We start from the raw sequence: 25,690 nt of genomic DNA, 5'->3' as shown, positions 1-25,690 counted from the left end.
GTGAAATGTGTTTGGTCTTTTAAAATTGAAAAATAACTAGAGGCGATCTCAGAATTCGTTTATCGAAAGATCAGGAGTCAATGGTATTCATGGATTATTCAATCCGTTTGTAGTTTTCAGAATAGAGACGATTGCCGTCATCATCAACTTCAATTTGACTGAACTTATTTTTCTCTAACACGAGTTCATATTTGAATTCCTGTTTCTCTTCAATTATCCTTCGCATCATTTCTGAGCCGTATTCCAGAATCTCAATAAGTTCATTTTCGTTGGCTTTATAACTTCCATAGCCAAACCATTCGGTAGAATCAGAAGGAACGTTCTTGCTCCACATGACTTTTTGGTCAGTGTACATTTTTACCTGCCTTTGCCCAAGATTGGGTTGAAATGAATCCGTGACTTTGTTGTCGACATAATTATAATAGCCAACCATTTCCCAGGTGCCATTAAGTTTAAGTGCTTGATCTTCTGGCACCTCAGGTGTAACGCTATTATCTGGTTTTTTGGCTTCGTTGCAGGCGCTTAGAACTATCAGTGATATAAAAAAGAATATAAACTTCATAACGCACAGATTTTAGGTATTAATAAGAATGTCTATCTAATTTACGAAAATTATGTGACTTTTCTTAAATATGTTGAGATTAATTGAAACATCCGTACACGATACAGCCCTGTGATTTTAAAGTTGAAAGTTGATCTTCCTCCAAATAATAAGTCCATTCCAATGAGCGGAGCCACGAGAATATTTTTTCCCAATAAAAAAACTGAATGGAAGGTACGTTGAAATTGGAAATAGGGTCAACGAATCTTTTTGAAAAATACAATTATATAGGGGTCACTTCGCATTTAAGAAAACCATAAGATATTAGTGATTTATAAACACTGTTTTTCTATTGACAAATTCATGGATGCCTTCTCTTGAAAGTTCCCTTCCATAACCTGAAGCTTTTGTGCCACCAAAAGGTAGTCGGGCGTCCGATTTTACCAGTTCATTCACAAAATAAGCACCATCTTCGATGGTATTAATATAATGTTGAGCAATTTCAATGGATTGAGTGAATACCATGGTGCCTAATCCAAACCTTGTTTCTGCGGCCATCCTAAATGCTTCCTCGGTGTTTTTGACCTTCATGATGGGCGCAACTGGACCAAAAGTCTCTTCCTTGAACACTGGCATATCCTTGGTGATATCAGTTAGGATTGTCGGTTCAAAATACGCTTTATCTTGTTTGTTCCCCGAAATTACATTTGCACCTAAGGCGATAGAACCATCAATTTGTTTTTTCAAAATATCTCCCAGATCGACTCTTGCCAAGGTGCCAATGGTTACTTGTTTGTCCATAGGGTCACCAAATTTCAGTAAGGCTACCTTATCTTTAAAACGTTTTAGAAATTCATCATAGATCGTTTCAGTTACAATAAATCGTTTGGCTGCAATACAACTTTGTCCTGCGTTTTGCATCCTGGCATTGACAATGGTATCCATATGTTTGTCCAAATCGGCATCATCCAAAACAATGCAGGCGTTATTGCCCCCTAATTCCAAAACAGTTTTCTTTAAATGTTTACCTGCAGTTGCTGCAATAGACTTACCAGCCTTTTCGCTCCCCGTTAAGGATACAGCTTTAATAATATCATTTGCGATGAGTTTTTCAATCGCATCATGGTTGGCTATAATAGAAGTGAAACACCCTTGAGGATAGCCCGCTCTTTCAAAAAGCTTTTCTATGGCCAATGCACAACCTGTAACATTGGAGGCGTGTTTTAAAATAGCCGTATTGCCTGCGGTCAATGTTGGAACGGCAAAGCGTAAGACTTGCCAAAAAGGATAGTTCCAAGGCATGACCGCTAGTATGGTGCCTAAGGGATCATAACTTATAAAACTTTCATTGGCATCAGTATCAATGAGTTCATCGGCCAAAAAGTCTTCGGCGTTGGTGGCATAGAAATCGCATAATGTAATGCATTTTTCTATCTCTGATATGCTCTGTGCAAGAGGTTTGCCCATTTCCAAGGTAATGAGTTCGGCTAATTGGTCTTTGTCATCTTCTAAAATTTGAGCAAGGCTATCTAAGAGTCTGCAACGCTCTTTAATTGAGGTCTCTCGCCATTTATCAAAGGCTTTTTTTGAGTTTTCCAAAAAATGGGATAACTGTTCAGAAGTATGAACTTCATATTCTTTAATGGTTTTGTTGTTAAATGGGTTAATAGTTTTTATAGAATTGTTCATAACAGGAGTTTTTAGTGTTAAAATCATTATAAATGACCTTAACATTTAGGTTATCAGACTTACTTTTGCTATACTATAGTTGGAGTGGATACCTAAAATTAGACCAAAAATTCAAAGACAGCAAAACTTATCGTGGAATAGTCAAAAATTTAATGATTTGCGATAATAGTTAGTTGGTAACTGCTATAATTTTGGTGATACTCAAAAAATAAGTACTAACATTTTAAAATAAAAGCAAAATTATGGGAAATAATAGTAATAATACGCTTATCGGTATTTTGGCCGGGGCCGCAATTGGAGCAACACTAGGAATTTTATTTGCACCAGATAAGGGAGTAAATACAAGAAAAAGAATTTCAGATGAGGCCATAGCGGCAAAAGATAGAATTGCAGAAGGGGCTATTGCCGCAAAGGATACCATTTCTGAAAAAGCATCACATTTGGCTGATAGAGCATCTCATTTGAAAGACAGTTTTATTGAATCAGTTCAAGCAAAAAAAATGACCTTGGATGAAAAAGTTGAGTATATTGTATCCGATGCAAGCCATAAAACTGAAGATGTCATTACTGCATTGGAAAGTAAATTGGCTACTTTAAAAGCAAAAAACAAGAAACTACAAAAATCATAATTCCGTCATATGAATATTTTTGAATCTATAAATAATACATCCAATAAAGCTTCAGATATTGGTGAAAGATATGTTGACAAATCTTTCGAATATTTCAAGTTGAAAGTCTTTCAGCAATTAACCTATACCATTAGTATGGCAGGAAAAGCGCTAATTATTGGCGCTGTATTATTTATAGGTTTAATCTTTTTGGCCTTTGCCGCAGCCATTGCCATAGGTGATGCCTTGGGACATGTATCATTAGGTTATCTCATTGTGGGAGCCCTCTTTTTGATAACCGCATTTGTTATATACAAGGTGAGATATCTAATCGATGGGAAGATCATTAGAAAAATTCAAATCAAATTCTATAAAGCTTAATCTATGAAAACCTTCAAATCTTTTGATGAAATTGACTACGAATTAACTAAGCTGAATCTTGAAAGACAGATTGCATGGGAAGAAATAAAAGGCCTTAAAAATGACTTTAAAGAAGACATGAAACCACTTAATTGGGTAGGTACCGGTTTAAAATACGCCGGAAAATACGGCGTTTTGGTCTTGTTGCGAAAATTGATTAGGAGATAACTCAATTAATTATTTCCGTCATCATCTTCAGTATTTACAATGACTACCTGTTTTTTGAATTCATGTGGGGTCATGTCATATTTTTCCTTGAATATCTTTGAGAAATAACTTCTACTCGTAAATCCTATAGTGTAAACTATTTGGGAAATATTCAAATCCGTAGAGTTCATTAAATCTCTTGCCGCCTCCAAGCGTACATGTCTAATATATTCAGACACAGTTCTTGCGTACAAAAACTTAAATCCTTCTTGTAATTTAGCTTGAGAAAGACCAGAATTCCGAGATATATCATCTAAATTGTAATTTTCTGAAGGATCTTCCATTATCTTTTTGGCTTGTTGCCTAATAGTTTTTAATTCATCCTTTAAAAGTGAATTGGGAATTGCTTCATTGCTTTGATATCTGTCGTGTCTTAAAATGTGCATGGATAACAAATGGTATACTTCACCTTCAATCTGTAATACACGTGCCATCCCTTCCGTTTTTAAATCGCGAAGTGTTTTTACATAATCCTCCATTTTTAAGTGAATAGGACCGTAATAAGCAAAAGCGGTTTCATCTTTATCATCCACAAAAACGCGGTACAGATTTTCGTTAAGTTCAGAAAGTTGGTTGTTGCGTTTCTTTAAGAACTCAGACCTTACGATGCGTATGTCATTGACAACGATATGAATCTCTTTCGGTAAAAGGGTGTAAATTTTTAGATCTGTTTTTGATACGATAATTGACGAGTGGAATTGTTCTACGATATTGAATTCGGTTTCATTTTCAAACCGATTCTTATAAAAGCCTTGGGAACAATACGAAAAATGAATGGGATTGGAGTTTCCATTGTCGTTGATAAATAAAATATCATCATAAAACAGAGCGTCTATCTCCATCAGACTGACACCCCAATCAAATGTTATACATCTGACACAACCTTTTGCGATATCATTATCAAAAGTTAAGGTATATTCTCCCCAACGCTCAGTAATCTCACCGCCAATATAATTTTGCATTTGTTTTACGGCACCTTCGGTACTCTTTTCACTGAGTATTACTTCTATCATAAATTCTTAAAAAATTTAAACAGGTTGAACTTTATTTTAATAACTCAGAAATTGCAAAACTAATTTAGGATATTGTTGTTGAGTAAATATAAATAATGTTAATCAAGCACAATCATACTTATAAAATTACCTATACAAATTTAGAATAATTTTTAGGTATCAAAACCTCAATTGGAATACAGTTAACTATTTTTTGGATTGCGTCAGTTCATAAAGCTATATCTCATTAATTTTGGGTTATACAAATAGAGTATTACAGCTCTATACACTGGTTGGTTAGTTAGGAAGGACGACCTCAGCAACACTTCAAAATGCTGAGGTTTTCTTTTGAGATTAACTGAAGTTATAGCCATTGCCATTAAAAGCAATTAAAAATACTGGTGATCTCGGCAACTTCCCGGAATTAATTCTTCAATCTTCCTTTTCAAAAACTTCACTTTTTTACTCACACTCAGGCCAAAAGTTAAAAAATTAAAAAAGCTTAATTGCGTCAATCATCCTTCTAAATGAATTAATGAAAAATGGGTGATTGCCATAACTTTAAATAAATTAAAAAAAAACAGAAATTATGGGTAATTACACAGATAAATTAGGAAATCGATTGAACGATTTGTTGGAAAAAAACTACGATGCCGAAAAGGGTTTCAAAAAAGCATCAGAGAATGCAAAACACGCGGGACTCAAATCTTATTTTTCAAATAAAGCTAAAGAACGGTACAATTATGGTCACCAATTAAAATCGGAATTACAAGGTTTTGGGCAAGAGCCCGAAAAAGGAGGCAGTGTGACTGGGGCAGCACACCGGACTTGGATGGAGGTCAAATCATGGTTTTCTACAGATGATGATGAAGCCATGCTTGAAGAAGCCATTCGCGGCGAAAAGGCTTCAGTTAAGGAGTATAAAGAAGTCTTAAGTGAAACTGCACTTCCAAGTTCAACCAAACAGCTTTTGGAACAGCAAAAAAGTGAAATTGAGCGTGGGCTTGACAATATTAAGAGATTGGAAGATTTGAGTTGATTTATGACTTGTGAAAATAGAAGAGGAAGACACTTATACTTTAGGTGTCTTTTTTTATAAGAGGATTAATGTGATTTTTAAATCGGATCAACGGGATTATTTGCGTCATAATTTGATGCTTTCAAGTCAAAAATCACAAATTATTATGAGTTACTTACATCTTGAAAATTGAAACCATGTTTTATAAAATCTCCAATATTGCAGACAGGAAATCAATTGAAGAAAGGTTTCACGTCAGTTTTGAATTCCCTAATTTATATAAGCCGAAAGCATTGATTGATGGTTTGAAGGAATCAACAATTTCTGTGATCACCCAATCTGATCCGCATAAAGCGGTTTACGCTATTTGGGGACTTCTGCCGGAAAATTTTGAAGACAATTGGAGTGTTTTTCAAGATGTTGTCAATACGTTGAATGTGAAATTGGAAACCCTTGAAAATAGTAATGGATTATACTCCAATTTGTTGCAAAATAGGAGATGCATTATTATTGCCACGGGTTTTTTTACCACTTGGTTAACAAATGGCACCGTTGAGCGCTGCCATGTACACCTTCCAAATTATGAGCCGTTTGCCATCGCAGGTGTTTTTAATGAGTTAAGCGACGGGTTTATAACCTGCTCCATAGTGGTGACCAAAATCAGTGAGTCTTTTAAAGACATTCCAAATATTTCCAATTTAAAGCCACTTGTTCTAAATGACAGGGAATTGAAACAATGGCTCGATTTCTCAACTTCCTTAGAACAGATAAAAAAATTATGTGATGATCATAACTCATTGAATTTTGAGTATGAAATCCATGAATCTGAAAGTTCCAAAATAAAATCTTAAGAAACAATAGTTGATTGTCTGCCTCTGCTTTATGAGTTAAACTCTCATTTAATAGCGTCAAGTGCCTGTAGTGTTATGGATTATCTTTACTGTACATTAACTTAAAAACTTGAAACTATGTTACGTTGGACTATTATTTTTATAGTAATTGCTATTATCGCCGGAATTTTAGGATTTGGCGGAATTGCAGGAGCTTCTGCTGGAATAGCTAAAATTTTCTTTTTTATTTTTATAGTTCTATTCATACTATCTCTACTGAGAGGTGGATTGAAAAAATAGAACACACTTTTAACTTTTAATAACTTAAAACCAATTTAAAATTATGAAAAAATTAATGATGACTTTTGTGGTTCTATTTTCGCTAGGAACCGTTATGACAACTTTTACAAGTTGTAGAGATACCAATAAAAGCGGTATTGAAAAAGCTGCGGATGACGTTGGAGACGCTGTAGAAGATGCTGCAGATGATGTTGAAGATGCTTTAAATTAAGAAATGTAAATTTTTTAAATATTATAGTAAAAATAGACCATTGCTCAGGTGATGGTCTATTTTTTTTTTATATATTCTTACTGTCTGGTTCTATATACTTGATAAAGTCCGACGGCGATTTGAGCTGAACATAGCGTTTGCCAATTATGGCAATTGGAGTCGTGAGCACTTCAGGTTTTTTGTCAAGTACTTTTAGCCAATCTTCATCGTCAAAATCTGGATGATCTCCATAGTTTTTTATAAAATCTGGATGTTCCTGATTGATAAGACTCGAAATTGGCAGTCCTAAACCTTTGGCCAATTCTGACCATTGTGTACCTGTAACTTTGGTTTTCGAAATGTCAATTGCAAGAACTTTTCGTTCAGAGGCCATAACATAAGCCTGTATTTGTTTGCCAATTGAATTTTCAGAATGGAAATATAGTTTTATTTCATTTTTATCTGTTGAAATCACGCCCATCAAATTTTATATTTAAAATTATTGTAATCCTTTGTTAATGTGTGTTTTCAGTATAATCAATTGCAAATCAATACGTTGTATAATAAGAAAATGACTTCTACTGAAACCTAAAGATATAAAAAAATGATGAGACCTAGTATTCTCAGTGCCAATTGTTCAATAATAACTTTTAGTGAAATTAATGGCTGTTTCGCTACAAAATATCTATTTTTGTAAGTTCTAAATTTATTATGATTATGTCAGAGTCAATTGAAAAAGTAAAATGCCTAATTATAGGTTCAGGTCCAGCAGGATATACAGCAGCAATTTATGCGGCAAGAGCAAATATGTTTCCGGTACTTTATCAAGGAGAACAGCCAGGAGGACAGCTAACAACAACCAATGATGTTGAAAATTTCCCGGGATATCCAGATGGAATCACAGGACCAGAAATGATGATACAACTCCAAAAACAAGCAGAACGTTTTGGGACTGAAGTTAGAGATGGTTGGATAACAAAGGTTGATTTTTCAGGAGAGGTTCATAAAGTCTGGGTTAATGATACCAAGGAAATTCATTGTAATACGGTGATTATTTCAACGGGAGCCACAGCGATGTATTTGGGATTACCTTCAGAACAAAAGTATCTCAATCTAGGTGGAGGTGTTTCCGCTTGTGCGGTTTGTGACGGATTTTTCTATAGAAATCAAGAAGTTGTTATTGTAGGTGCCGGAGATTCAGCGTGTGAAGAAGCGCATTACCTATCGAAACTTTGTAAAAAGGTTACCATGCTGGTAAGACGCGACGAGTTTAGAGCTTCTCAAATTATGCAGGCTAGAGTAAAGAACACTAAAAACATTGAAATCCTTTACAATACTAATACTGTCGAGGTTTTAGGAGATGGACAAGTTGTGACTGGTGTCAAAGTGAAGAACAATATCACTGGTGAGGTTCATGACATCCCGGCAACAGGATTTTTCGTGGCCATTGGGCACAAACCCAATACGGATATTTTTAAGGATTATCTGGATTTGGATCCAACGGGCTATATTATCAACGTTCCGGGGACTTCCAAAACCAATGTTGAAGGAGTGTTTGTGTCTGGAGACGCTGCAGATAATGTTTACAGACAAGCCGTGACCGCAGCAGGTACTGGTTGTATGGCAGCACTGGATGCTGAACGCTATTTGGCATCAATCGATTCGTCTTTTGAGGTCAATACGGCTACTAATTACTAAGAATTCTTCAACAAATTATATTACAAAACTCTCTGATGTATTTTCAGGGAGTTTTTTTATGAATTGCGACAGTGTTGATCATTTATTTGATGTTCTCTTAGCTTTAACTCTACAGATGAAAAAACAACTTCTAAGCCTATTGATATGGTTGATAACTATTGGAACTTATTCTCAAATTTCTTTTGAAAATGGCTATTATATTACGAATTCAAACGAAAAAGTGGCTTGCAAAATAAGAAATGTAGATTGGAAAAATACTCCTATTGAATTTGAATATCGTCTTTCTGAACATAGTGAAACTCAAAAAATGGGGATTCCTGAGGTCAAAGAATTTGGAGTTTATAACTTTTCAAAATTTGTCAGGGCGAAGGTGGATATGGATCGTTCCAGCGACAATATTCAAAATTTAAGTGCTAACAAACATCCAATATTCCAGCAGGAGGAAATTTTTCTAAACGTATTGATTGAGGGTGAGGCCAATCTCTATGAGTACATAGACGGTCACCTGAAAAGATATTTTTTTAATCTTGACACTATTGATATCCAACCATTAGTTCATAAGACCTACAGGTTTTCGGCCACTGAAATAGGTGCCAATAATCAATTTAGGCAACAACTATTGAATCATCTTAAATGTGATTCCATGAACGGAATGGATATTGAGAGATTGACTTATAAAAAAGACCGATTGATTGCCTATTTTATCCAGTATCACCACTGTCATGGTATGGCGTTTACGAATTACTATGAGCGACAAAAATCAGCTTTTTTCAATGTTTCGCTTCGGCCTCGCCTAAATAGTTCTTCATTAACAATTGAAAACCAGCCATCAGGATCCAGAAACACGGATTTTGGCCATAAGCTAGGATTTGGCTTAGGAGTCGAGTTGGAGTTTGTATTACCTTTTAACAAAAATAAATGGTCGATTTTTGTGGAACCGACCTATCAAAGTTTTAAAGCTGATAAAACTCGTGAAGTTACCAATATATCAGTCCAAATATTAATTGCCGAAGTAGATTATAATTCTATAGAAATTCCCATTGGTGTTAGGCATTATTTTTTTCTTAATTCCAATTCTAAGTTATTCCTAAACTTTGCTTATGTAGTAGAAGCGGCATTGGATTCAACCATTGAATTTAAGAGGGGTGATGGGTCGGTCATAGGTGATTTAGAGATGAAATCCAGCAACAATATTGCCTTGGGTGCAGGTTATAAAATAAACGACAATTACAGTGTGGAATTAAGGTACTTGACGAGTAAAAATAACTTGGGATATCATAATACTTATGACTCCGATTATAGAAGCGTTTCATTGATATTTGGTTATTCTTTCTTATGAGTCTTCGCTCTAAAATTCAGGATTTTAAGGTTCAATGCTGTCTACATTTTAGAAGTATTCAAGGTTGAATAGCCAAGATGTTCAATACCAAACCTATTCATTAGCGATCTCTCATTTGTAGTTTTGAATTTCCCGTAAATTTTGTAAGTGTAATTTTTGGCTCATTGTACAAATAAACTTCACTGTTGCCCGTAGCTTCAATCGTAATGCTGTCATTGACCCGAATGGTCGCAGAACTGCTCATGTCGGCAATTAGATTGCAAGTATTGGTCAGAAATTCCTTTCCATTGAACACCGCTGAATTGTCCACGCGTAATAGAGTGGATTCTAATGTTCCTTCTAACTTCGCATTAGCCCGTTGGTAGAGGTCTATTTTGGCAGATTTAGAATTGAGCAAGGCTTCCATTCTTATGTTGTCGCTAAGAACGATTACAGCGTTTGTTGCATTGACATTCAGTTTTACTTTGGCCTTATCTGATGCCGTGTAGTTGAATTCATTGGTCTTAATATTGAGGTAGGCACGTGACGATCCTGTAGTTTTTAAGGTCGTATTCTTTAGTTCCAAAGAGGTCAAGGAGCGGATCTCGCCATTTTCGATAACTTCAATATTTTCCAATCCATCAGTGTAATTTACTTTTATATTCATCCTCCTGCTGGAGGTGATCCTTTTGGAAGTTTTAAACGTTAAGGTGCCATCAACCACCTCAAAAAGAATGTATTCGTGCAGATTGCTGTCTGCTTCTACTTCTACAGAAGCCTTACTGTTGTAGATGATTTCAACTGTAAAATCTTCACCTACAACTATCGAATTAAACGGATCAATATAAGTTTGCTTTATGGTCACATTTCTATCACCTTTAACTTTTTCATCTTCTTGGGCTGAGATAAAAGTGGTGAACGATAGCGACAATAAAAATGCAAAAATGATTTTATTCATTTTACTGAGTTAGTGTTTATACTAACAAATATAAACAAAAACCATCCCAAACATTTAATAAGGTTTGAAATGGTTCTAAAAACAAGTCAAGAGATTGGTTGGTTTTTCTTGTTGTTACTGGTCTTTACTTTCAAAAACACCAGCAGATTTATTGATTTTTTCTGGATTTCCTATATAGGTGATGTCGCCTCCGCTTTGTGCTTTAGCGGTCAATTCTTTTGAAACGTTCACTTGTATGTCTGCACCAGAGGAAGCTGTTGCCTCTGTGATGGTGGTTTCCAGGTTTTTTGCCTTGATATCGCTGCCGCTTGAAGCTTTGGCAACCAAAAGGTTAGCTGTGCCGGCGACTTTAAGGTCACTGCCGCTAGATGCTTCACAATGCAGGTTGTTTACATTTACATCCAATTCCATATCACTTCCGCTAGAGCTACTGAGCTCTAGGTTTTCGGCTGTAATAACGCTTGTACTATAAACATCGCTACCGCTTGATGAAGAAATTTTGGAAATATTTTTAAAGTTCACGATTACTTTTTTTGCTGAAGAACTACCGATGTTTTTATCGGCATAAATTTTAAGCGTGTTACCGTCAACTTTGGTGATGATGATATCGTGCAAATTTTCGTCGGCCTGGACCTTGACACTTTCCGTTTGGCCTTGGGCAAGGTAAACGTCCATTCCTCGGCTCACCTCAATCTGATCAAAATGACCAGAGATAGTGCGATCTTTTGTAATAACATTGCCATTTCCCATGACGCCTAATCCAAAATTACAGGAACTTAAAAATAGGCTCAAAATGGCTGTGACAATGACTTTGATTAATGTGCTCATGATGGTTTGTTTTAATTGTTGATTTCAAATATCCTTTAAATCTGAGCCCACCCACAATCAAATGGATTGAACTGTTGATTTATTATGACCAATTGTTAATTGTCATCCGTCGTAATTTTTATACCATTGCTGTCAATATTCACTTTTACCCGCTCGTTTTTCGACTTGATACCGTCTTGGTTGATTTCAACAGAATTATTGTTGTTTTTGATGTTGATACCGTTTTCATCAATTTTAAACTCGGACGAATCATCATTAAGATCTTCATTGAATTCAAAATCTTCTGGGCAGTCCAAACACTTGATCTCATTTTTCAATATCTTAAGGTATTGACCTTCCATTCCATCCATCATAATAGTGTTGTCGTTAATGTTTCTTGAACCATCAGGATGCTTGTTCCTATATGACGATCGACTGTAGTGATTTCTATGAAAGGAATAAGTGTTCTGATCAGCAAATAAAACCGTCCCTTCGGGTATGAATAATGTTATATCAACTTCCTGGTCTCTGAATTTGTTTTCAAAAGCTGTGGTTAGATAGCTATCAAGTTCCAATGTATTACCTGTCATTTTATAATTATAAATGATTTTTTCGGCTCTTTGTTTTGCATTTTGATAGGAATTGCCTCTAGAACTTTTTTCAATCCTTATGGAAACGACCGAATCTCTGGTCGATTTTAAAGCAAGCTCGACATCTGTTAAATAAAGTAGTTTTTGGTCGTTTTGGTCATAAACCGGTTTCCACCGATTGCTGTGTTTTCCAAATTGTTTACTATACAAATTATTGTGGGTCATTTTTAAATATAGGGTGTCGTTTGCAGTAATATTTAAGTTTTCAGATTGTTGAACAATGGCGTCATCGGCGTATTCGTTGGCTTGTTTGAGCCCAATGATAACGAGTCCAATAATGGACATAAGCCATAACCCAAGTAGTGAAAATTTGGCAACCTGTCCGATAGATTTTAGATTGTTGATCAAAATTTTCAATCCCAAGTAAAAAATAAAAAAAAATGGAATGCCGATTGCAAAAAGTAATAGTAGGGACATTGCCCATAAAGGAATATTGGCGGCATTTGTGGCTTCCAAAAAATCAACTCCAGGGATGCGAATAGCCTCCGCAACGCCAACCGAAAATAGACCAACTATAAGCGCAATTAGCGTAGAGGCGCCGATAAGGATCAGAATAATACCGATAAATTTACCGATGATTTTCAGAAAAAATAGTATGATCTCGCCAAGTGTATCAAAAAACGTTTTTGAACTGGCTTTTATCTTATTGCCTTGTTTTGGCAAATCCATATTTTTTACGGCATCAGATACGTTTTGTGATACATTTTCAAATCCGTCCTTGATTTTTTTTTCAATGTTGCTGATGTTCACTGGTTCACCGGTCATGGTCAGTTTTTCGGCGGTGGTAATGGCTTCGGGAACCAAAATCCAGAATAGGACATAGATAAAAATAAAGGTGCCTCCAGATCCAAAGGCCAATAAGATCCATATTAAGCGGACCCAAATGGCGTCAATACCTAAGTAATGACCAATACCTGAGGCGACACCACCAATATAGGAGTTGTCCTTGTCTCTAAATAACTTTTTGGAAAAGGTGCTTTTACTTTTTTCTTGAAACGTATTGGATGGTTCATCTTCAAATATCTCATCGTCCACCAAATAATCTTCAGGTTGCCCCATAATGGAAATCACTTCATCCACTTCTTTTATTCGGATGACCTGTTTGTCATTTTTCATGCGCTCATTAAAGAGTTCGGCAATGCGGGCTTCAATATCAGCGATGATTTCAGATCGACCTTGAGAGTCCGTAAATGAACGTTTGATGGCCTCAAGATAGCGTTGTAACTTTAGATATGCATCTTCATCAATGTGAAAAAATATACCCGCTAAATTTATGTTGACTGTCTTATTCATTTCTTGATTGTTTTGTGGTGGTTACTAAGTTGACTGCATTTTTTAATTCGTTCCAAGTAGTCGTTAATTCGGTTAGAAATAATTTTCCTTTTTCGGTTAGATTATAATATTTACGAGGTGGACCAGAGGTTGATTCTTCCCATCTATAATCTAAAAGGCCTGCGTTTTTAAGCCGTGTCAATAGAGGGTATATCGTTCCTTCCACAACTAGCATCTTGGCGTCCTTAAGTGTTGCCAGAATTTCTGCAACATAGGCGTCTTCATCTTTTAGGACGGAGAGAATGCAGTATTCGAGAACACCTTTACGCATTTGTGCTTTGGTATTTTCAATTTTCATATTTCTTTTCTGTGTTTTAAAAGTCTATGCTTTTGATTGGAAGCATGGAGACATTTTGTGTTCGATTGATGATGTTCTGGCAGTTTTTATGTTATGCCCTGATTTGATTTAATTAAAATGAAACTGTTCGTTTTTTGATTGATTGACTTGCCCGAACGTACCTTTTTAGCAAGGGCGGGTTGATTGATGATTACATATTTTTGGTGGATGATGAATTCTTATTTTAAAAAATTAATGGTTAAAGGATATCTATAAAGTTCGCCATCTCTGGCTTTTAAACTTGCAATGACAATAAAAATCAGCTCTAAGATAAACCCGATAACGGCCAAGAACCCAAATCCACCAGCAATAAACAGGAGAGGGGAAGCTTTGTGAAAACCAATATGGAAGTTATCAAAATTGCTGAAATTCCAAAAATCCATGTGACCCAAAAGTCCGAAAATGAAAAACGGAATGGTCAATGCTCCTAAAATCATAGCATATAATAAAATGCTGATTTGAAAATTAATAGCCTGCTTGCCATGTGCATCAATGAACTCAGATTTCTCTTTATTGGTAATCCATAAAATGATCGGACCTAAAAAATTCCCAAAAGGAATGAAAAATCTAGCAAAGGTTGATAAATGGATGAACGTGGCGATATTTTTTTGATGATTGTCTATCATTTTGTTGGTATATAATAGTGTCTTATGCAAATATATGTCTTAAAGAAGGTATTATGCAAAACACAGTACTATAATTTAACATAAATTTAACAAATTGCGATATGGAATAAAATCGATAAATTAGCCCAAATCAAATTTTAAAAATGAACATATCTCCCAGAAAACTCAATGCGTTCCTAAGTTTTAAACTGCCTTCTGCTTTTCTTTGTGGTGTGCGGGCGACCTATATTGATGATGAGCAATGTAAAGTACGTGTCAAGCATCGATGGATCAACCAAAATCCATTTAATTCCATGTTTTGGGCGGTTCAGGGTATGGCTGCGGAGTTGACTACCGGAGCCCTGGTAATGTCGAAAATTAAAGATTGCGGCAAACCAATATCGATGCTAGTGGCCAGTAACAATGCGACATTTTCAAAAAAAGCGACGGGACGGATTAACTTTATATGCAGAGATGGACTTAAAGTAGATGAGGCCATAAAAAAAGCCATTGAAACAGGTGAGGGTCAAACTATTTGGATGAATTCCGTTGGAACCAACGAAGAGGGAATTGAGGTTTCAAATTTTAATTTTGAATGGACGTTGAAATTGAGGGGGAAGAAGCGGGAAGCGTGAAGCAGGAAGCAGGAAGTGGGTAGAGGTTAGTGGGTTAGATTATAGAAAAAAAATTTTTTGTGATTAATTCATAAATGTTTTTTTAAGATTTTATCCTATTTGTACCCATATAGAATTCTCCACACTTTATAGTTGGATAGTAAGTGATCAGTTTTTATGAAATCAGGTTATTGTCAATCTGATAAAATTAGTTTTTTTACAAACCTGAAACCTGAAACCTGCCCGTCCGTAGTATTTACAGAGGCGGGATCTCTGAACTGTTAACCGAGACTGCCAACTAAAACCTACCTCGGAATTTCAACGTTCTCAATAATCTGTTTGATCACGTCCGTACTTGTAATCCCTTCCATTTCTCGTTCGGGCGTCACAATAACACGATGGTGCAACACTGGGATGGCGGCTCGCTTAATATCTTCAGGTGTAACAAAGTCGCGACCACTCATGGCTGCAAATGCTTTACTGGCCTTTAAAATTGCAATGGAAGCTCTTGGTGAGGCACCCAAATACAAGAATTGGTTATGTCGTGTGGCGACAATTAAATCGGCAATATATTTCAACAAATGTTCTTCCACTAATACTTGAGTAACGAGCGCCTGATATTTCACAATTTGATCCGCAGATAAAAATGGGGTGATCGCATCTGTTTTGACTCGGTCTTGTAAATGATGTTCCCGCATTAGAATCTCGATTTCTTCTTCCAGATTTGGGTAGCCCACATCAATCTTAAATAAAAATCGATCCAATTGTGCTTCTGGCAATCGGTAGGTGCCTTCTTGTTCTATTGGATTTTGGGTGGCTAAAACCATAAAAGGCGATTCTAATTTATAATAATTTCCATCAATGGTGATTTGTTGCTCTTCCATAACCTCAAATAAGGCGGCCTGTGTTTTTGCGGGAGCCCTGTTGATTTCGTCAATCAAGATCATATTGCTGAAAATAGGGCCCTTTTTAAATTCGAATTCCGTCGATTTTAGGTTGAAAACAGAGGTGCCCAAAATATCACTCGGCATCAGATCTGGTGTAAATTGAATCCTGCTAAAGCCAACACTCAATGATTTTGCCATCAGCTTAGCAGTAATCGTTTTTGCTACACCTGGGACGCCCTCAATCAACGAATGGCCTTTGGCGAGCAAGGAGGCCAAAAGCATATCGACCATGTCGGTTTGACCCACGATAACCTTGCCTATTTCGGCTTTCATTTGTTGAACGTTGGTTTGCAGTTCTGAAAGATCGAGACGGTTGGTGAATTGTAAGTCTTGAGTTTCTTCTCTATGACAGGTTTCTTCCTGAGTGATTTCTTCTGGAGTTGGTGTCTGTTCTATCGGTGTTTGTCCTTCAGTAGGATTTAGTTCTTCCATAGTTTTATGAATAAAATTCTTCAATGTGTTTGTTGAGTTTTAAGAGATTATCTTCAAAAAACCCATTTTTAGTCCGCAACCAATTGATGAAATTAATGGTTTTTTTAACGGTTTCTTTATTCTTACCAGATTTTTGAGAGAGTTTGATTATGAACTCTTCGTTTAAATTGGTGGTATCCAAATTATAATCTGATCTTATCTTTTCTAAAAAATAGGTGATTTTCTTATCGATGAGATTTTTATGGTCCTGGGTTTCATAATAGAGATTCGAGATTGTTTTTACAAATCCGACGGTCGTATTTTCCAATGGTTTTATAATCGGTATGATGCGCTGCCTTCTTTTGGCATTGAAAATCATAAATAATAAAGTCAATAGCAAGGCCAAATACCATGCCCATTTGAAGGAGGTCTGTTGCAGGAACCAGCTTAAATTCGATTTTTCTTCAGCATCACCGTAATAGGAATCAAAAAACTTGGTGTAGGAGTCAAAATAAATAGTCTCATTTGGTAAATAGGAGAGGGCACCTTCAACATATCGGTAACGTTCGCCTTTTAAAATGTTGTAATTGGTAAAGACTTTAGGCTCCAAATGCAAATAGATTTTACCATCTTCAAAAGGAATTTCCAAGAAATTGGTCAAATTAAGGTCACTGTTGGCGTAGCCCAGTGTTTTATGGTTTTCTGCTTCAAATCTCGAAAAATAGGACGTACTGTCACTTTTATCAAGTTCAGTGAAATGGGATCTTAAATCAGGATGGACGAAGCTTAGTTCTATAATACTGTCCTGGTTTTTAATCGCACCAATGGTCAGATTTAACGTGTCCATCAGCGATTGGGGGAAACTGTAATCTGACATGAAAAGTGTATTGCCTCGACCTGCAAAAATCAAGAGCTCTTCCACGTCCGCCACGTCCAAATAATCGGAATTACCTACCAGTATATAATTTCCTTCAGCGACATGATCGCCGTAGCCATCCTCCGAATTTGCATAAAAATAATTATAAGGTGAGTAGTAAACGGGTTTCAATAATTGACCTTCAAACAGCTTCGGTAGTTCTTTGTAAAACACACTTACGCCATAAGGTTTGTTGCTCTTTTCGTTATAGCTTTCGGTCCAATCCACAGTGTGATGGCTACTATAGTCCAAAGTGATGGCAATTGTAATGATAGTTGCCGCAATAACAAGGATGATGGCTAAGGTTTTGTTCATGAACTGACCTCTTTAATAAGTTTAACAAAACTGTCTTTGGCCAATTGGTATTGCTGCTTATTTAAATCAAACTCGCCATACCAGGTATAATCGTAAATATAGGATGTATAAGCAAAATCTTTACTGAATTTTTGGGATGCGATGACATGCATATAATCTGCATTGGTTTTGTCATCCTCATATTTAATGAAGTTTTTAAGGGTCAATTGTTTCAACACCAATAAATAAAAATATCTGATGGCCAATCTGTAATTATTTGTTTTCTCTGCATCGTTGATGAGCGCTTTGATATCGGCATGCACAATGTTTTCTGCGGTGATTTCACCGTGCGAATTTAGCTTTTCGTTGCTTCTTGAAGAAAACAGCTTGCTACTGCCATCGTTGAGGAGTGTGTAGGCCAGGTAGGCCACAGCAATAATCAGGATAAGGATGAACAACCAGTTGAAGACACTAAAATCAAAAGAAAAATTATCAGCATTATTATCTTCGTTGGCATACGGTCTGTTTTGAGAATATTTAGAGCCGTCGGCATGCTTAGATGAGGATGAGCGCACCGTGGCCTTTCCTTCATAATTATACTTTCTACCTGTATACTTATCCTTAAAACCTTCCTTGAATTGACGTTCATTTTGGGGTTGCTGCACAGAAATATTTGCCCAAAGTGGTGTGTTTCCAATGAGCAAGATCATACTGATCGTGACTATAAGTGTCAGGTTAATTTTCATTTAAGGAATTATGGAAATCAATTGGGCATCGAGTTTTTTCTTGACAACAAACGGATAAATCAAATAATAGTAACTAATGTATCCTAAAGTGACCAAGATAATGCCAACGGAGATTATTTTCGGCATTTCTTGTGAATATCTTGTGATAAATCCTTCTAGGAATCCAGCAAAGAAGGTAAAAGGGAAGGTGCTAATGACTATTTTGACCCCTGTTTTGGCTCCTTCCTTAAAGGATGTAAACCTTGAATGCGTTCCTGGGAATAGAATGCTTGCGCCTAAGATCAAACCTGCAGCAGCTTCAATGACAATGGCAAAAATTTCCATGGATCCATGGATCCATATCCCTCTGACACTTTCCCAAAACACATCTTTTTCGTAAAAAAAATATTGAAAAGAGCCTAACATGATACAATTCTTGAATAGGATGTAGACGGTTCCAAGGCCGCCAAAAACACCCAGAACAAAAGCAATGATGCCAACACGTAGATTATTGACGGTAATCCCTATAAAGCTTCCCCAGTTGCTTCCGCTTTTGTAGACGGCTACGGGGTTGCCGGCTTCAATGTTTTCAATGGTCATATTGACATACTCATCGCCTAGTATGGAGCGTACAAATTCGCCGTCATTCGCCGCTGAAAATGCTCCAATAGCGGTGAAAATGGTAAAAATGATGAAAGCGATATACACAAACTTCCGATATTGATGCATAATCAAAGGTACCTCTGTTTTCCAAAAAGCGACGATTCTATTACTGTCTTCGCGTTTAATCTTGTATATTTTTTGAAAAGCTTTTGCCGCTAATTGATTTAAGTACGTAATTACTTTACTTTTGGGGTAGTAAGTTTGCGCATAGGACAAATCGTTGATCAATTGAATATATTGTGACGCCAGTTCATCAGGATTTTTAAAATCATTGTTAAAAATGGCGGTTTCAAAACTCAGCCATTTTTCCTTATTTTGCTTGATAAACGCAACTTCTCTCATATAGTCGTTAAAATAATATATAAAATGTCAGAGTTACAAATTAACACTACCCAAAATGTAAAAATAAATTTTACGGCTTCAGGGGTGGGCGAACGTTTGATGGCGTTTATCATCGATATGCTTATAAAGATTGGCTATATCACCATTTTGAACATGAGTCTTGGAGCTTTTCAGGACATGGATCAATGGTCGCAGATCGGCATCAATACCTTACTTGGCCTGCCCATTGTTTTTTATACTTTGGTCTTGGAAGCCCTTCTGGAAGGTCAGACGATAGGGAAGAAGATCATGAAAATTAAAGTAGTCAAGATTGATGGCTATCAGGCTTCTCTCGCCGATTATGTCGTGCGCTGGTTTTTCAGGATTGTGGATATTTATATTTTTGGTTTGGGATTCTTTGTCATTCTTTTCAGTAAACGATCGCAACGATTGGGCGATATGGCTGCGGGGACTTCAGTGATTTTATTAAAAGACAAAGTGAATATCAGTCACACGATTTTAGAAGAATTGACGGAGGATTATAAACCCACTTATCCAACAGTGATCAAGCTTTCAGACAATGATGCCCGGATTATTAAAGACACCTTTACCACAGCAAAGTTGGCCAATGACTATCAAACTTTGATTAAGTTGCGCAACAAAATAACCGAAGTGATAGAAGTAAAAGCCATTAATGGCAACGATATTCAATTCATTGACACCATTTTAAAAGATTATAATTATTACACGCAGAGTATGTAAGCAGCGAACCATATTTTCCTTTTCGGAAAATATGTGTGAGTCGCTTATCCCGCTTTTGGGCGGGATCTCTTGTAGCTATCTTCTAATAAAGTTTCAATTTCCTTTTCACAAAACTTGTGCGAATCGCTTATCCCGCTTTTGGGCGGGATCTCTTAGAGTTAGCTTCTAATAAAGTTTTGATTTCCTTTTCGGAAAATATGTGTGAGTCGCTTATCCCGCTTTCGGGCGGGATCTCTTCAAGGTAGTTCCAAGTTGAATTCGGCATTTCCATTTCACAAAACTTGTGTGATAAGCTTGCCCTGAGCGCAGTCGAAGGGCTTATCCTGTCATCAGGCGGATCTATTCGATATAGTTCCGAGGTTGATTTCACCTTCCTTTTTTAAAAAACTTGTGCGATATGCTTGCCCAGAGCGCAGGCCAAGTGTTTATTGTGCTTTAGAATCAGCTTTTCTTAAGAAAGGATATAGCTACGACGTCTTATAGTTTTCACTTTATCAATAATAAATCGACCGAATAACCGAAATTCATATTTTATTCCATTAAAGTTTCTGATTGCCCAATTCGTGTTGCTATCTTTGCCCGTTTTATAACTTTTTGGAAAACCTATGTTTCTACAAACCCTTGATATTTTAGGTACTATTGCTTTTGCCATTTCTGGTGTATCTGTAGCGATGAATAAAAAAATGGATCCTTTTGGGGTCCTCATAATTGCTTTTGTGACCGCAGTAGGTGGCGGAACCTTAAGAGATGTGCTCATTGGGGTCACTCCTGTGACCTGGATGACCAATATGACCTATGTTTATGTCATCTTTGCTGCTACCGTTTTTACGGTAATTTTTAAACAGAAAATCAATTATTTGCGCACCTCATTGTTGTTGTTTGATTCTATTGGGATTGGGCTTTATACGGTAGTAGGGATTGAAAAGGGCTTATCCGCTGGTTTACATCCCTTCATTTGTATTTCGTTGGGAACGATAACGGCCTGTTTTGGTGGTGTAATCAGAGATATTTTGTCGAATGAGATTCCCGTTATATTCCGGACAAAGGAAATTTATGCGACCGCGTGTATTTTGGGAGGGATCACCTATTTTCTTTTAAGACAACTTCCCATTGACGATAATGTCGTTTTTATGATTGCGGGTGCTGTGGTAATTTCTGTGAGGTTAATTGCGGTTAAATTTAAAATCAGTTTGCCTAACTTGTATAAGAATGAACACAACAGAACAGTTTAGTCTAATGCTAATGACTTTCTGAAATTATTATTCTTTTTCAAACTACTTAAAAACTCATCGGGAGTTATTACTCGAATTAACGATTCTTTAAAATCCATTCCATTTCGTGTGATGATGAATTTGCAATCTAACTCTGTAGCACTGAAGTTTTGCAAGGCATCCTCAAAATCCTAGATGGACAAATTGAGCCCTTTTTCAATAGTTTGTTCGTTAGGACCGCAGATTTCTGCAATGATTGTAAATTTTCTCAGCTTTTCTTTGGCAATTTTGGCTATTGGTTCATAAAATGGTGCCCTTTCTCCCAATAAATCCAACATGATGTTAGTGTCTATATAAAGTCTTTTAATCATTTGTGGTTTTTAAGAAGATATTCCAAAAACTCTTTTTTATAATTCAACTCCGTGGGAACATCTTTTCCAGTAGCCATACTTTTAACAAAAGGTGATATGTCAAAATTATCCTTAGGACTTTCTGAAGTCAGTGATTGTAGGTAAGATTCCACTATTCGAGAAAGGCTTATGTTTTTGCTTTTTCAATGACTTTTTGATTCAGCTTTAAAGTTAATTTTGTGTCCATCTTATGAAAGCTATACGTACAAGTAAATGAATTTTGCCCCTACATTTCAATGGCTTTGTAAAGTTTTAGGTCGCTCTTAATTTGCTAATCTTTTAAATAAAAAAAGCCACGTTCAAAACGCGGCTTTCAATAGTTTAAGAAATTCTTTAATTAACTCTTCGGAACTGGGAAACCCCTGTCTCTCATCAATGCTTCGATCTTCGCATCACGGCCTCTAAATAAGCGGTAGGCTTCTGCAGGATCGATGGAGTTTCTTGGTGCAAATAAATACTTCACCAATTTTTCAGAAAGTTCTTTATCATAAAATCCTCCTGGGGCATCTCTAAACGCTTCAGAAGCATCAGCGGTCAATACATCTGCCCACATATAGCCATAATAAGCTGTGGCGTAACCCTCACCTGAAAACACATGTCCGAAGTGTGGTGTTCTATGTCGCATGACCAATTCTTTTGGCATGCCTAATTCATTTAAAGTCTCACGCTCAAATTTAGCGATATCAATATTTTCTGGATCAGCCAAATGCAATTTCATGTCGATTAAAGCTGAAGCCAAATATTCGGTAGTTCCAAAGCCTTGATTGAATGTGGCTGCATTTTTGATCTTTTCAACCAATGCAGCAGGAATCGGTTCACCAGTTTTGTAATGCACCAAGAATTGATTGATCACTTCATCTGTAGATAACCAGCGCTCTAACAATTGCGATTGAAATTCGGTATAATCTCTAACACCACCATTTAGGGTTGGATATCTAACGTTGGAAGAGAAGAAATGTAAGGCATGTCCAAATTCGTGGAAAAATGTAGTCGCATCATCCCAAGACACTAACACTGGCTCGCCAGGAGCTGGTTTTACGAAATTGGAATTGTTGGATGCCAATACAGTTTCTTCACCGTCATAGGTTGTATGACTTCGGTAAGTAGTTGCCCAGGCACCAGAGCGTTTTCCTTCGCGTGCAAAAGGATCTAAATACCATAAACCAATATGTTTTCCAGAATCCTTGTCGGTCACATCCCAAACTTTCACATCCTCGTGAAAAACGGGTACACTACCTTCCGGAACTGGTGTGAATTTATAATTGAACAAACGGTCAGCCGTATAAAACAAAGCTTGGGTCAACTTATCAAGTTGTAGATATTGTTTTACCTCTTCACTATCCAAATCGTATTTCTTTTGACGAACCTTTTCAGCATAGTATCTGTAGTCCCAAGGTTCAATGGTAATTTTGTCACCAAGTTCATTGGCCACAGCTTGCATATCGGCTACTTCTTCTTTTACCCTTGCAATCGCAGCTGGCCATACCGCCATCATCAAATTCATGGCGTTTTCTGGGGTTTTTGCCATCCGGTCCTGTAAGCGCCATTCGGCATAATTATCGTAGCCCATCAATCCTACTCGTTCCTTTCGGAGTTGTAAGATTTTTGCAATCAAATCCTTGTTGTCAAATTCATCCCCATTATCACCACGGGAATAATAATTGGACCACACCTGTTTGCGCAATTCACGTTCTGTTGAATAGGTCAAAAAAGGATCTATTGACGACCGTGTATTGGTAATGGCATATTTTCCTTCTTGACCTTTGTCGGAGGCAATCTTAGCAGCCGACTTGATAAAAGATTCAGAAAGTCCACCCAATTGGTCCTCGTTCAAATAGGTGACATAGTTTTCTTCATCATGTAAAACGTTGTTCGAGAACTTTGTATAAAGGGAAGACAACTCTTTATTGATCTCGGCATAACGCTTCTTTTTCTCTGCGTCCAAATTAGCCCCGTTCATTTCGAAACTCTTGTAGGTCAAATCGATCACACGCTGTTGATCAGCTTCTAATGGCGTGGTTTGTGAAGCATCGTAAACGGCCTTAATTCTTTCGAATAGTTTCTCGTTTTGAGATATTTTAGAATTGTATTCGGAAAGTTTGGGTGCCAGTTCTGTTTGGATTTCCCGAAATTCAGGAGATGACATATTGCTGCTCAGAATACCGTAGTATGTAAAAACACGAGTTAGCTCCTTTGCAGAGCGTTCCATTTCAACTATGGTATTTTCAAAAGTTGGGGGCTCAGGGTTGTTGGCTATATTTTCAATATCCTCCAAACCGAGTTCCATGCCTTTTTCGACAGCTTCCTTGACATCTTTGACGTTCATTTTGTCAAAAGCAGGGACACCATCATAAGGGCCCGTCCATTCTTGTAAAAGGATATTGTCGGTATGAGCCATATCGGTTTCTTTTTTTTCATCGTCCTTACAACTTGTAAAGGCAATCAGGACACATAAACCTAAGGTTTTAATGTGTTTAAGGTTGTGTTTTGTCATTGGTTTTAGTGTTAATTTTTAAAGTTTCCAAGATATCGAATTAAAGACTCAATTTTCTTAATTAATTGATAATTTCCACTTTTTGGATGTAGATGTTACGTAATGGCCATTCTGAATCATCAGTTTCTTGAGCGGCAATAGTATCTACGACGTCCATGCCATCAATTACTCTTCCAAAAACAGTATAATCGCCATCTAAATGGTGTGCACCACCTTGTTGTTGTACTATAAAAAACTGATACGGTGAGGCCATTTTATAAGCGTTTTCAATCTCACTACTCGGCATGCTGATGACGCCCCTATCATGAACATAGCCCCGATTGGTGTCTGGAGGCAAAAGATATTGACCAATTTTCCGACGTTTTTCGGCAATGGCTATATCGTCGCTATTGCCCGCTTGAATGACAAAGTTCTTAACAACACGATAAAACTGGGTGTTGTCAAAATATTTCTGCTTGGTTAAAAAGATGAAATTGGCACGATGGAATTTGGTTTCATTAAAGAGCAAAATATCTATCGTTCCAAAGTCAGTTGTAATGCGAACTTTGTTTTCCTTGTTTTCCTTTTCGTACTCGAGAAAAAATTCCATCGCATTTTTATCAGTGAGTTTTGGGAATTTGCGCTGCTTTTCTGCAGTTGTGCTTTTTTTGACCGGAATGTCTTTGGAAGACAGAGAATCTACAATTGGATGACTATTTTTTTGACGGGATTGTTTATCTTCACAATTAACCAAGATGAACAATACGCCTATGAACATTAAAATTCTCATACCTCAATGAATTTTGATATATTTTTAAAATCTATCTCAAAAATAAAACATATTCCACTTCCGGGGCATGCTTCGCAAATGAAAATGTCGCCTAAATACCGTAATGAACTGATTGAGAAGCAAAGAGAGCTCAGGAAATATTCTCGGAAGGCGAGTGTTATGGCTTTGTTCTATCCTGATCACGACAATACCACAATGCTGATCTTGATTTTGAGAAAGACCTATAAAGGCGTGCATTCCGCTCAAGTGGGCTTTCCGGGAGGGAAACTGGAGCCTGAAGATCCTTCTTTGGAATATGCAGCGCTCAGAGAGACTTTTGAGGAAGTAGGTGTGCCCATTAATGATATAAAGGTTATAAGGGCGTTGACTGATCTCTATATTCCGCCAAGTAATTTTACGGTGTATCCTTTTTTTGGAGTGACCCTCAAGACGCCTCGGTTTTTGAAACAGGATGATGAAGTGGAAGACTTGATTGAGGTTACTTTAAACGATTTTATGAACGATGCCCACGTGAGTTCACAAATGCTCATGACTTCGTTGGGAAAAGAGGTGGAGGTGCCGGTTTTTAAATTGAACGGACACACGGTTTGGGGCGCAACTGCCATGATGCTCAGTGAAATAAAAGACTTGTTAAAAAATGTGCTCTAAGATGT

At 36.8% G+C, this 25,690-nt stretch carries 30 protein-coding genes; 13 read left to right on the top strand and 17 right to left on the bottom strand.

Features of this window, described 5'->3' with window-relative positions; all coding sequences use genetic code 11:
* Positions 1–94 precede the first annotated feature (94 nt).
* Together G6N06_RS02265 and G6N06_RS02260 are read right to left on the bottom strand one after the other, a co-directional pair.
* Positions 95–562, bottom strand: coding sequence for a hypothetical protein (locus G6N06_RS02265; protein ID WP_163514442.1), 468 nt, complete (start codon positions 560–562; stop codon positions 95–97).
* Between the two features lie 303 nt (positions 563–865).
* The gene (locus tag G6N06_RS02260; RefSeq protein ID WP_163514441.1) at positions 866–2,230 is read right to left on the bottom strand and encodes an NAD-dependent succinate-semialdehyde dehydrogenase; all 1,365 of its coding nucleotides are present in this window, start codon (positions 2,228–2,230) and stop codon (positions 866–868) included.
* Positions 2,231–2,472: 242 nt separating this feature from the next.
* On the opposite strand from G6N06_RS02260, the gene G6N06_RS02255 reads away from it, so the two are divergent.
* The 3 genes from G6N06_RS02255 to G6N06_RS02245 are packed head-to-tail and all read left to right on the top strand — an operon-like array spanning position 2,473 to position 3,426.
* The gene (locus tag G6N06_RS02255; RefSeq protein WP_163514440.1) at positions 2,473–2,859 is read left to right on the top strand and encodes a YtxH domain-containing protein; all 387 of its coding nucleotides are present in this window, start codon (positions 2,473–2,475) and stop codon (positions 2,857–2,859) included.
* A 9-nt stretch (positions 2,860–2,868) separates the two neighbouring features.
* Positions 2,869–3,219: a phage holin family protein gene (locus G6N06_RS02250; protein WP_163514439.1), complete on the top strand. Its 351-nt coding sequence runs from the start codon at positions 2,869–2,871 to the stop codon at positions 3,217–3,219.
* A 3-nt stretch (positions 3,220–3,222) separates the two neighbouring features.
* On the top strand, positions 3,223–3,426 hold the full coding sequence (locus tag G6N06_RS02245; protein WP_163514438.1) for a hypothetical protein: 204 nt from the start codon (positions 3,223–3,225) through the stop codon (positions 3,424–3,426).
* Between the two features lie 5 nt (positions 3,427–3,431).
* Here G6N06_RS02245 and G6N06_RS02240 read toward each other — a convergent pair whose 3' ends face one another.
* Entirely contained in the window at positions 3,432–4,478 is a 1,047-nt protein-coding gene (locus G6N06_RS02240; RefSeq protein ID WP_163514437.1) for a helix-turn-helix transcriptional regulator, read from the bottom strand.
* A 568-nt stretch (positions 4,479–5,046) separates the two neighbouring features.
* Here G6N06_RS02240 and G6N06_RS02235 point away from each other — a divergent pair.
* From G6N06_RS02235 to G6N06_RS19685, 4 genes are all read left to right on the top strand, one after another.
* Positions 5,047–5,496, top strand: a complete 450-nt coding sequence (locus tag G6N06_RS02235) for a ferritin-like domain-containing protein (protein WP_163514436.1) — start codon at positions 5,047–5,049, stop codon at positions 5,494–5,496.
* Positions 5,497–5,672: 176 nt separating this feature from the next.
* Positions 5,673–6,326: an SOS response-associated peptidase family protein gene (locus tag G6N06_RS02230; protein ID WP_163514435.1), complete on the top strand. Its 654-nt coding sequence runs from the start codon at positions 5,673–5,675 to the stop codon at positions 6,324–6,326.
* Between the two features lie 117 nt (positions 6,327–6,443).
* On the top strand, positions 6,444–6,605 hold the full coding sequence (locus G6N06_RS02225) for a DUF1328 family protein (protein ID WP_163514434.1): 162 nt from the start codon (positions 6,444–6,446) through the stop codon (positions 6,603–6,605).
* Positions 6,606–6,648: 43 nt separating this feature from the next.
* A complete protein-coding gene (locus G6N06_RS19685) occupies positions 6,649–6,816 on the top strand; it encodes a hypothetical protein (protein WP_205334710.1) in 168 nt (55 codons plus the stop codon).
* Positions 6,817–6,883: 67 nt separating this feature from the next.
* On the opposite strand, the gene G6N06_RS02220 is transcribed toward G6N06_RS19685, so the two are convergent.
* The gene (locus tag G6N06_RS02220; protein WP_163514433.1) at positions 6,884–7,276 is read right to left on the bottom strand and encodes an arsenate reductase family protein; all 393 of its coding nucleotides are present in this window, start codon (positions 7,274–7,276) and stop codon (positions 6,884–6,886) included.
* Between the two features lie 236 nt (positions 7,277–7,512).
* On the opposite strand from G6N06_RS02220, the gene trxB reads away from it, so the two are divergent.
* Together trxB and G6N06_RS02210 are read left to right on the top strand one after the other, a co-directional pair.
* Entirely contained in the window at positions 7,513–8,493 is a 981-nt protein-coding gene (gene trxB, locus G6N06_RS02215; RefSeq protein WP_163514432.1) for a thioredoxin-disulfide reductase, read from the top strand.
* 115 nt (positions 8,494–8,608) lie between these two features.
* Positions 8,609–9,832 carry an outer membrane beta-barrel protein gene (locus tag G6N06_RS02210; protein ID WP_163514431.1) on the top strand — a complete coding sequence of 408 codons (1,224 nt, stop codon included), beginning with the start codon at positions 8,609–8,611 and terminating at the stop codon, positions 9,830–9,832.
* A 100-nt stretch (positions 9,833–9,932) separates the two neighbouring features.
* On the opposite strand, the gene G6N06_RS02205 is transcribed toward G6N06_RS02210, so the two are convergent.
* The 5 genes from G6N06_RS02205 to G6N06_RS02185 all read right to left on the bottom strand — a co-directional run bounded on the left by G6N06_RS02205 (position 9,933) and on the right by G6N06_RS02185 (position 14,521).
* Complete coding sequence (locus G6N06_RS02205) at positions 9,933–10,769, bottom strand: GIN domain-containing protein (protein WP_163514430.1); 837 nt, start codon at positions 10,767–10,769, stop codon at positions 9,933–9,935.
* Positions 10,770–10,883: 114 nt separating this feature from the next.
* Positions 10,884–11,597 (bottom strand): head GIN domain-containing protein, encoded by a 714-nt coding sequence (locus G6N06_RS02200; protein WP_163514429.1) that lies wholly within the window; start codon positions 11,595–11,597, stop codon positions 10,884–10,886.
* A 95-nt stretch (positions 11,598–11,692) separates the two neighbouring features.
* Positions 11,693–13,519, bottom strand: coding sequence for a PspC domain-containing protein (locus G6N06_RS02195; protein WP_163514428.1), 1,827 nt, complete (start codon positions 13,517–13,519; stop codon positions 11,693–11,695).
* A complete protein-coding gene (locus G6N06_RS02190) occupies positions 13,512–13,856 on the bottom strand; it encodes a PadR family transcriptional regulator (protein ID WP_163514427.1) in 345 nt (114 codons plus the stop codon). Before G6N06_RS02190 ends, G6N06_RS02195 begins: the two co-directional genes overlap by 8 nt.
* Before the next feature lie 218 nt (positions 13,857–14,074).
* Positions 14,075–14,521, bottom strand: a complete 447-nt coding sequence (locus G6N06_RS02185; protein WP_163514426.1) for a DUF4870 domain-containing protein — start codon at positions 14,519–14,521, stop codon at positions 14,075–14,077.
* A gap of 143 nt (positions 14,522–14,664) precedes the next feature.
* Between G6N06_RS02185 and G6N06_RS02180 the strand changes: the two genes are divergently transcribed.
* Entirely contained in the window at positions 14,665–15,135 is a 471-nt protein-coding gene (locus G6N06_RS02180; RefSeq protein WP_163514425.1) for a DUF4442 domain-containing protein, read from the top strand.
* Between the two features lie 284 nt (positions 15,136–15,419).
* Here the strand turns inward: G6N06_RS02180 and G6N06_RS02175 are convergent, their stop codons facing one another.
* The 4 genes from G6N06_RS02175 to G6N06_RS02160 are packed head-to-tail and all read right to left on the bottom strand — an operon-like array spanning position 15,420 to position 19,412.
* A complete protein-coding gene (locus tag G6N06_RS02175) occupies positions 15,420–16,493 on the bottom strand; it encodes an AAA family ATPase (RefSeq protein WP_163514424.1) in 1,074 nt (357 codons plus the stop codon).
* Between the two features lie 4 nt (positions 16,494–16,497).
* The gene (locus G6N06_RS02170) at positions 16,498–17,703 is read right to left on the bottom strand and encodes a DUF4350 domain-containing protein (protein ID WP_163514423.1); all 1,206 of its coding nucleotides are present in this window, start codon (positions 17,701–17,703) and stop codon (positions 16,498–16,500) included.
* Positions 17,700–18,428, bottom strand: coding sequence for a hypothetical protein (locus tag G6N06_RS02165; RefSeq protein ID WP_163514422.1), 729 nt, complete (start codon positions 18,426–18,428; stop codon positions 17,700–17,702). The genes G6N06_RS02170 and G6N06_RS02165 overlap by 4 nt, the downstream gene beginning before the upstream one ends.
* Positions 18,429–19,412 (bottom strand): stage II sporulation protein M, encoded by a 984-nt coding sequence (locus G6N06_RS02160; RefSeq protein WP_163514421.1) that lies wholly within the window; start codon positions 19,410–19,412, stop codon positions 18,429–18,431.
* A 24-nt stretch (positions 19,413–19,436) separates the two neighbouring features.
* Here G6N06_RS02160 and G6N06_RS02155 point away from each other — a divergent pair, with 24 nt between their 5' ends.
* Both G6N06_RS02155 and G6N06_RS02150 read left to right on the top strand, forming a co-directional pair.
* Complete coding sequence (locus G6N06_RS02155) at positions 19,437–20,153, top strand: RDD family protein (RefSeq protein ID WP_163514420.1); 717 nt, start codon at positions 19,437–19,439, stop codon at positions 20,151–20,153.
* 605 nt (positions 20,154–20,758) lie between these two features.
* Complete coding sequence (locus G6N06_RS02150) at positions 20,759–21,385, top strand: trimeric intracellular cation channel family protein (RefSeq protein WP_163514419.1); 627 nt, start codon at positions 20,759–20,761, stop codon at positions 21,383–21,385.
* A gap of 170 nt (positions 21,386–21,555) precedes the next feature.
* On the opposite strand, the gene G6N06_RS19795 is transcribed toward G6N06_RS02150, so the two are convergent.
* The 4 genes from G6N06_RS19795 to G6N06_RS02135 form a co-directional block, all read right to left on the bottom strand.
* Positions 21,556–21,735, bottom strand: coding sequence for a hypothetical protein (locus G6N06_RS19795; protein WP_240337944.1), 180 nt, complete (start codon positions 21,733–21,735; stop codon positions 21,556–21,558).
* Entirely contained in the window at positions 21,732–21,887 is a 156-nt protein-coding gene (locus tag G6N06_RS19790; RefSeq protein WP_240337943.1) for a hypothetical protein, read from the bottom strand. Before G6N06_RS19790 ends, G6N06_RS19795 begins: the two co-directional genes overlap by 4 nt.
* 224 nt (positions 21,888–22,111) lie before the next feature.
* Positions 22,112–24,268, bottom strand: a complete 2,157-nt coding sequence (locus G6N06_RS02140) for a M3 family metallopeptidase (RefSeq protein ID WP_163514418.1) — start codon at positions 24,266–24,268, stop codon at positions 22,112–22,114.
* A gap of 61 nt (positions 24,269–24,329) precedes the next feature.
* Positions 24,330–25,037 carry a peptidylprolyl isomerase gene (locus G6N06_RS02135; RefSeq protein ID WP_163514417.1) on the bottom strand — a complete coding sequence of 236 codons (708 nt, stop codon included), beginning with the start codon at positions 25,035–25,037 and terminating at the stop codon, positions 24,330–24,332.
* Between the two features lie 6 nt (positions 25,038–25,043).
* On the opposite strand from G6N06_RS02135, the gene G6N06_RS02130 reads away from it, so the two are divergent.
* Positions 25,044–25,685 carry an NUDIX hydrolase gene (locus tag G6N06_RS02130; protein WP_163514416.1) on the top strand — a complete coding sequence of 214 codons (642 nt, stop codon included), beginning with the start codon at positions 25,044–25,046 and terminating at the stop codon, positions 25,683–25,685.
* Positions 25,686–25,690 lie beyond the last annotated feature (5 nt).

Source organism: Gelidibacter japonicus, from assembly GCF_010725055.1.
Taxonomy (GTDB): Bacteria; Bacteroidota; Bacteroidia; order Flavobacteriales; family Flavobacteriaceae; genus Gelidibacter; species Gelidibacter japonicus.
Note: the sequence above shows the minus strand (reverse complement) of the source record. Positions and strands in the feature narration are given on the sequence as shown.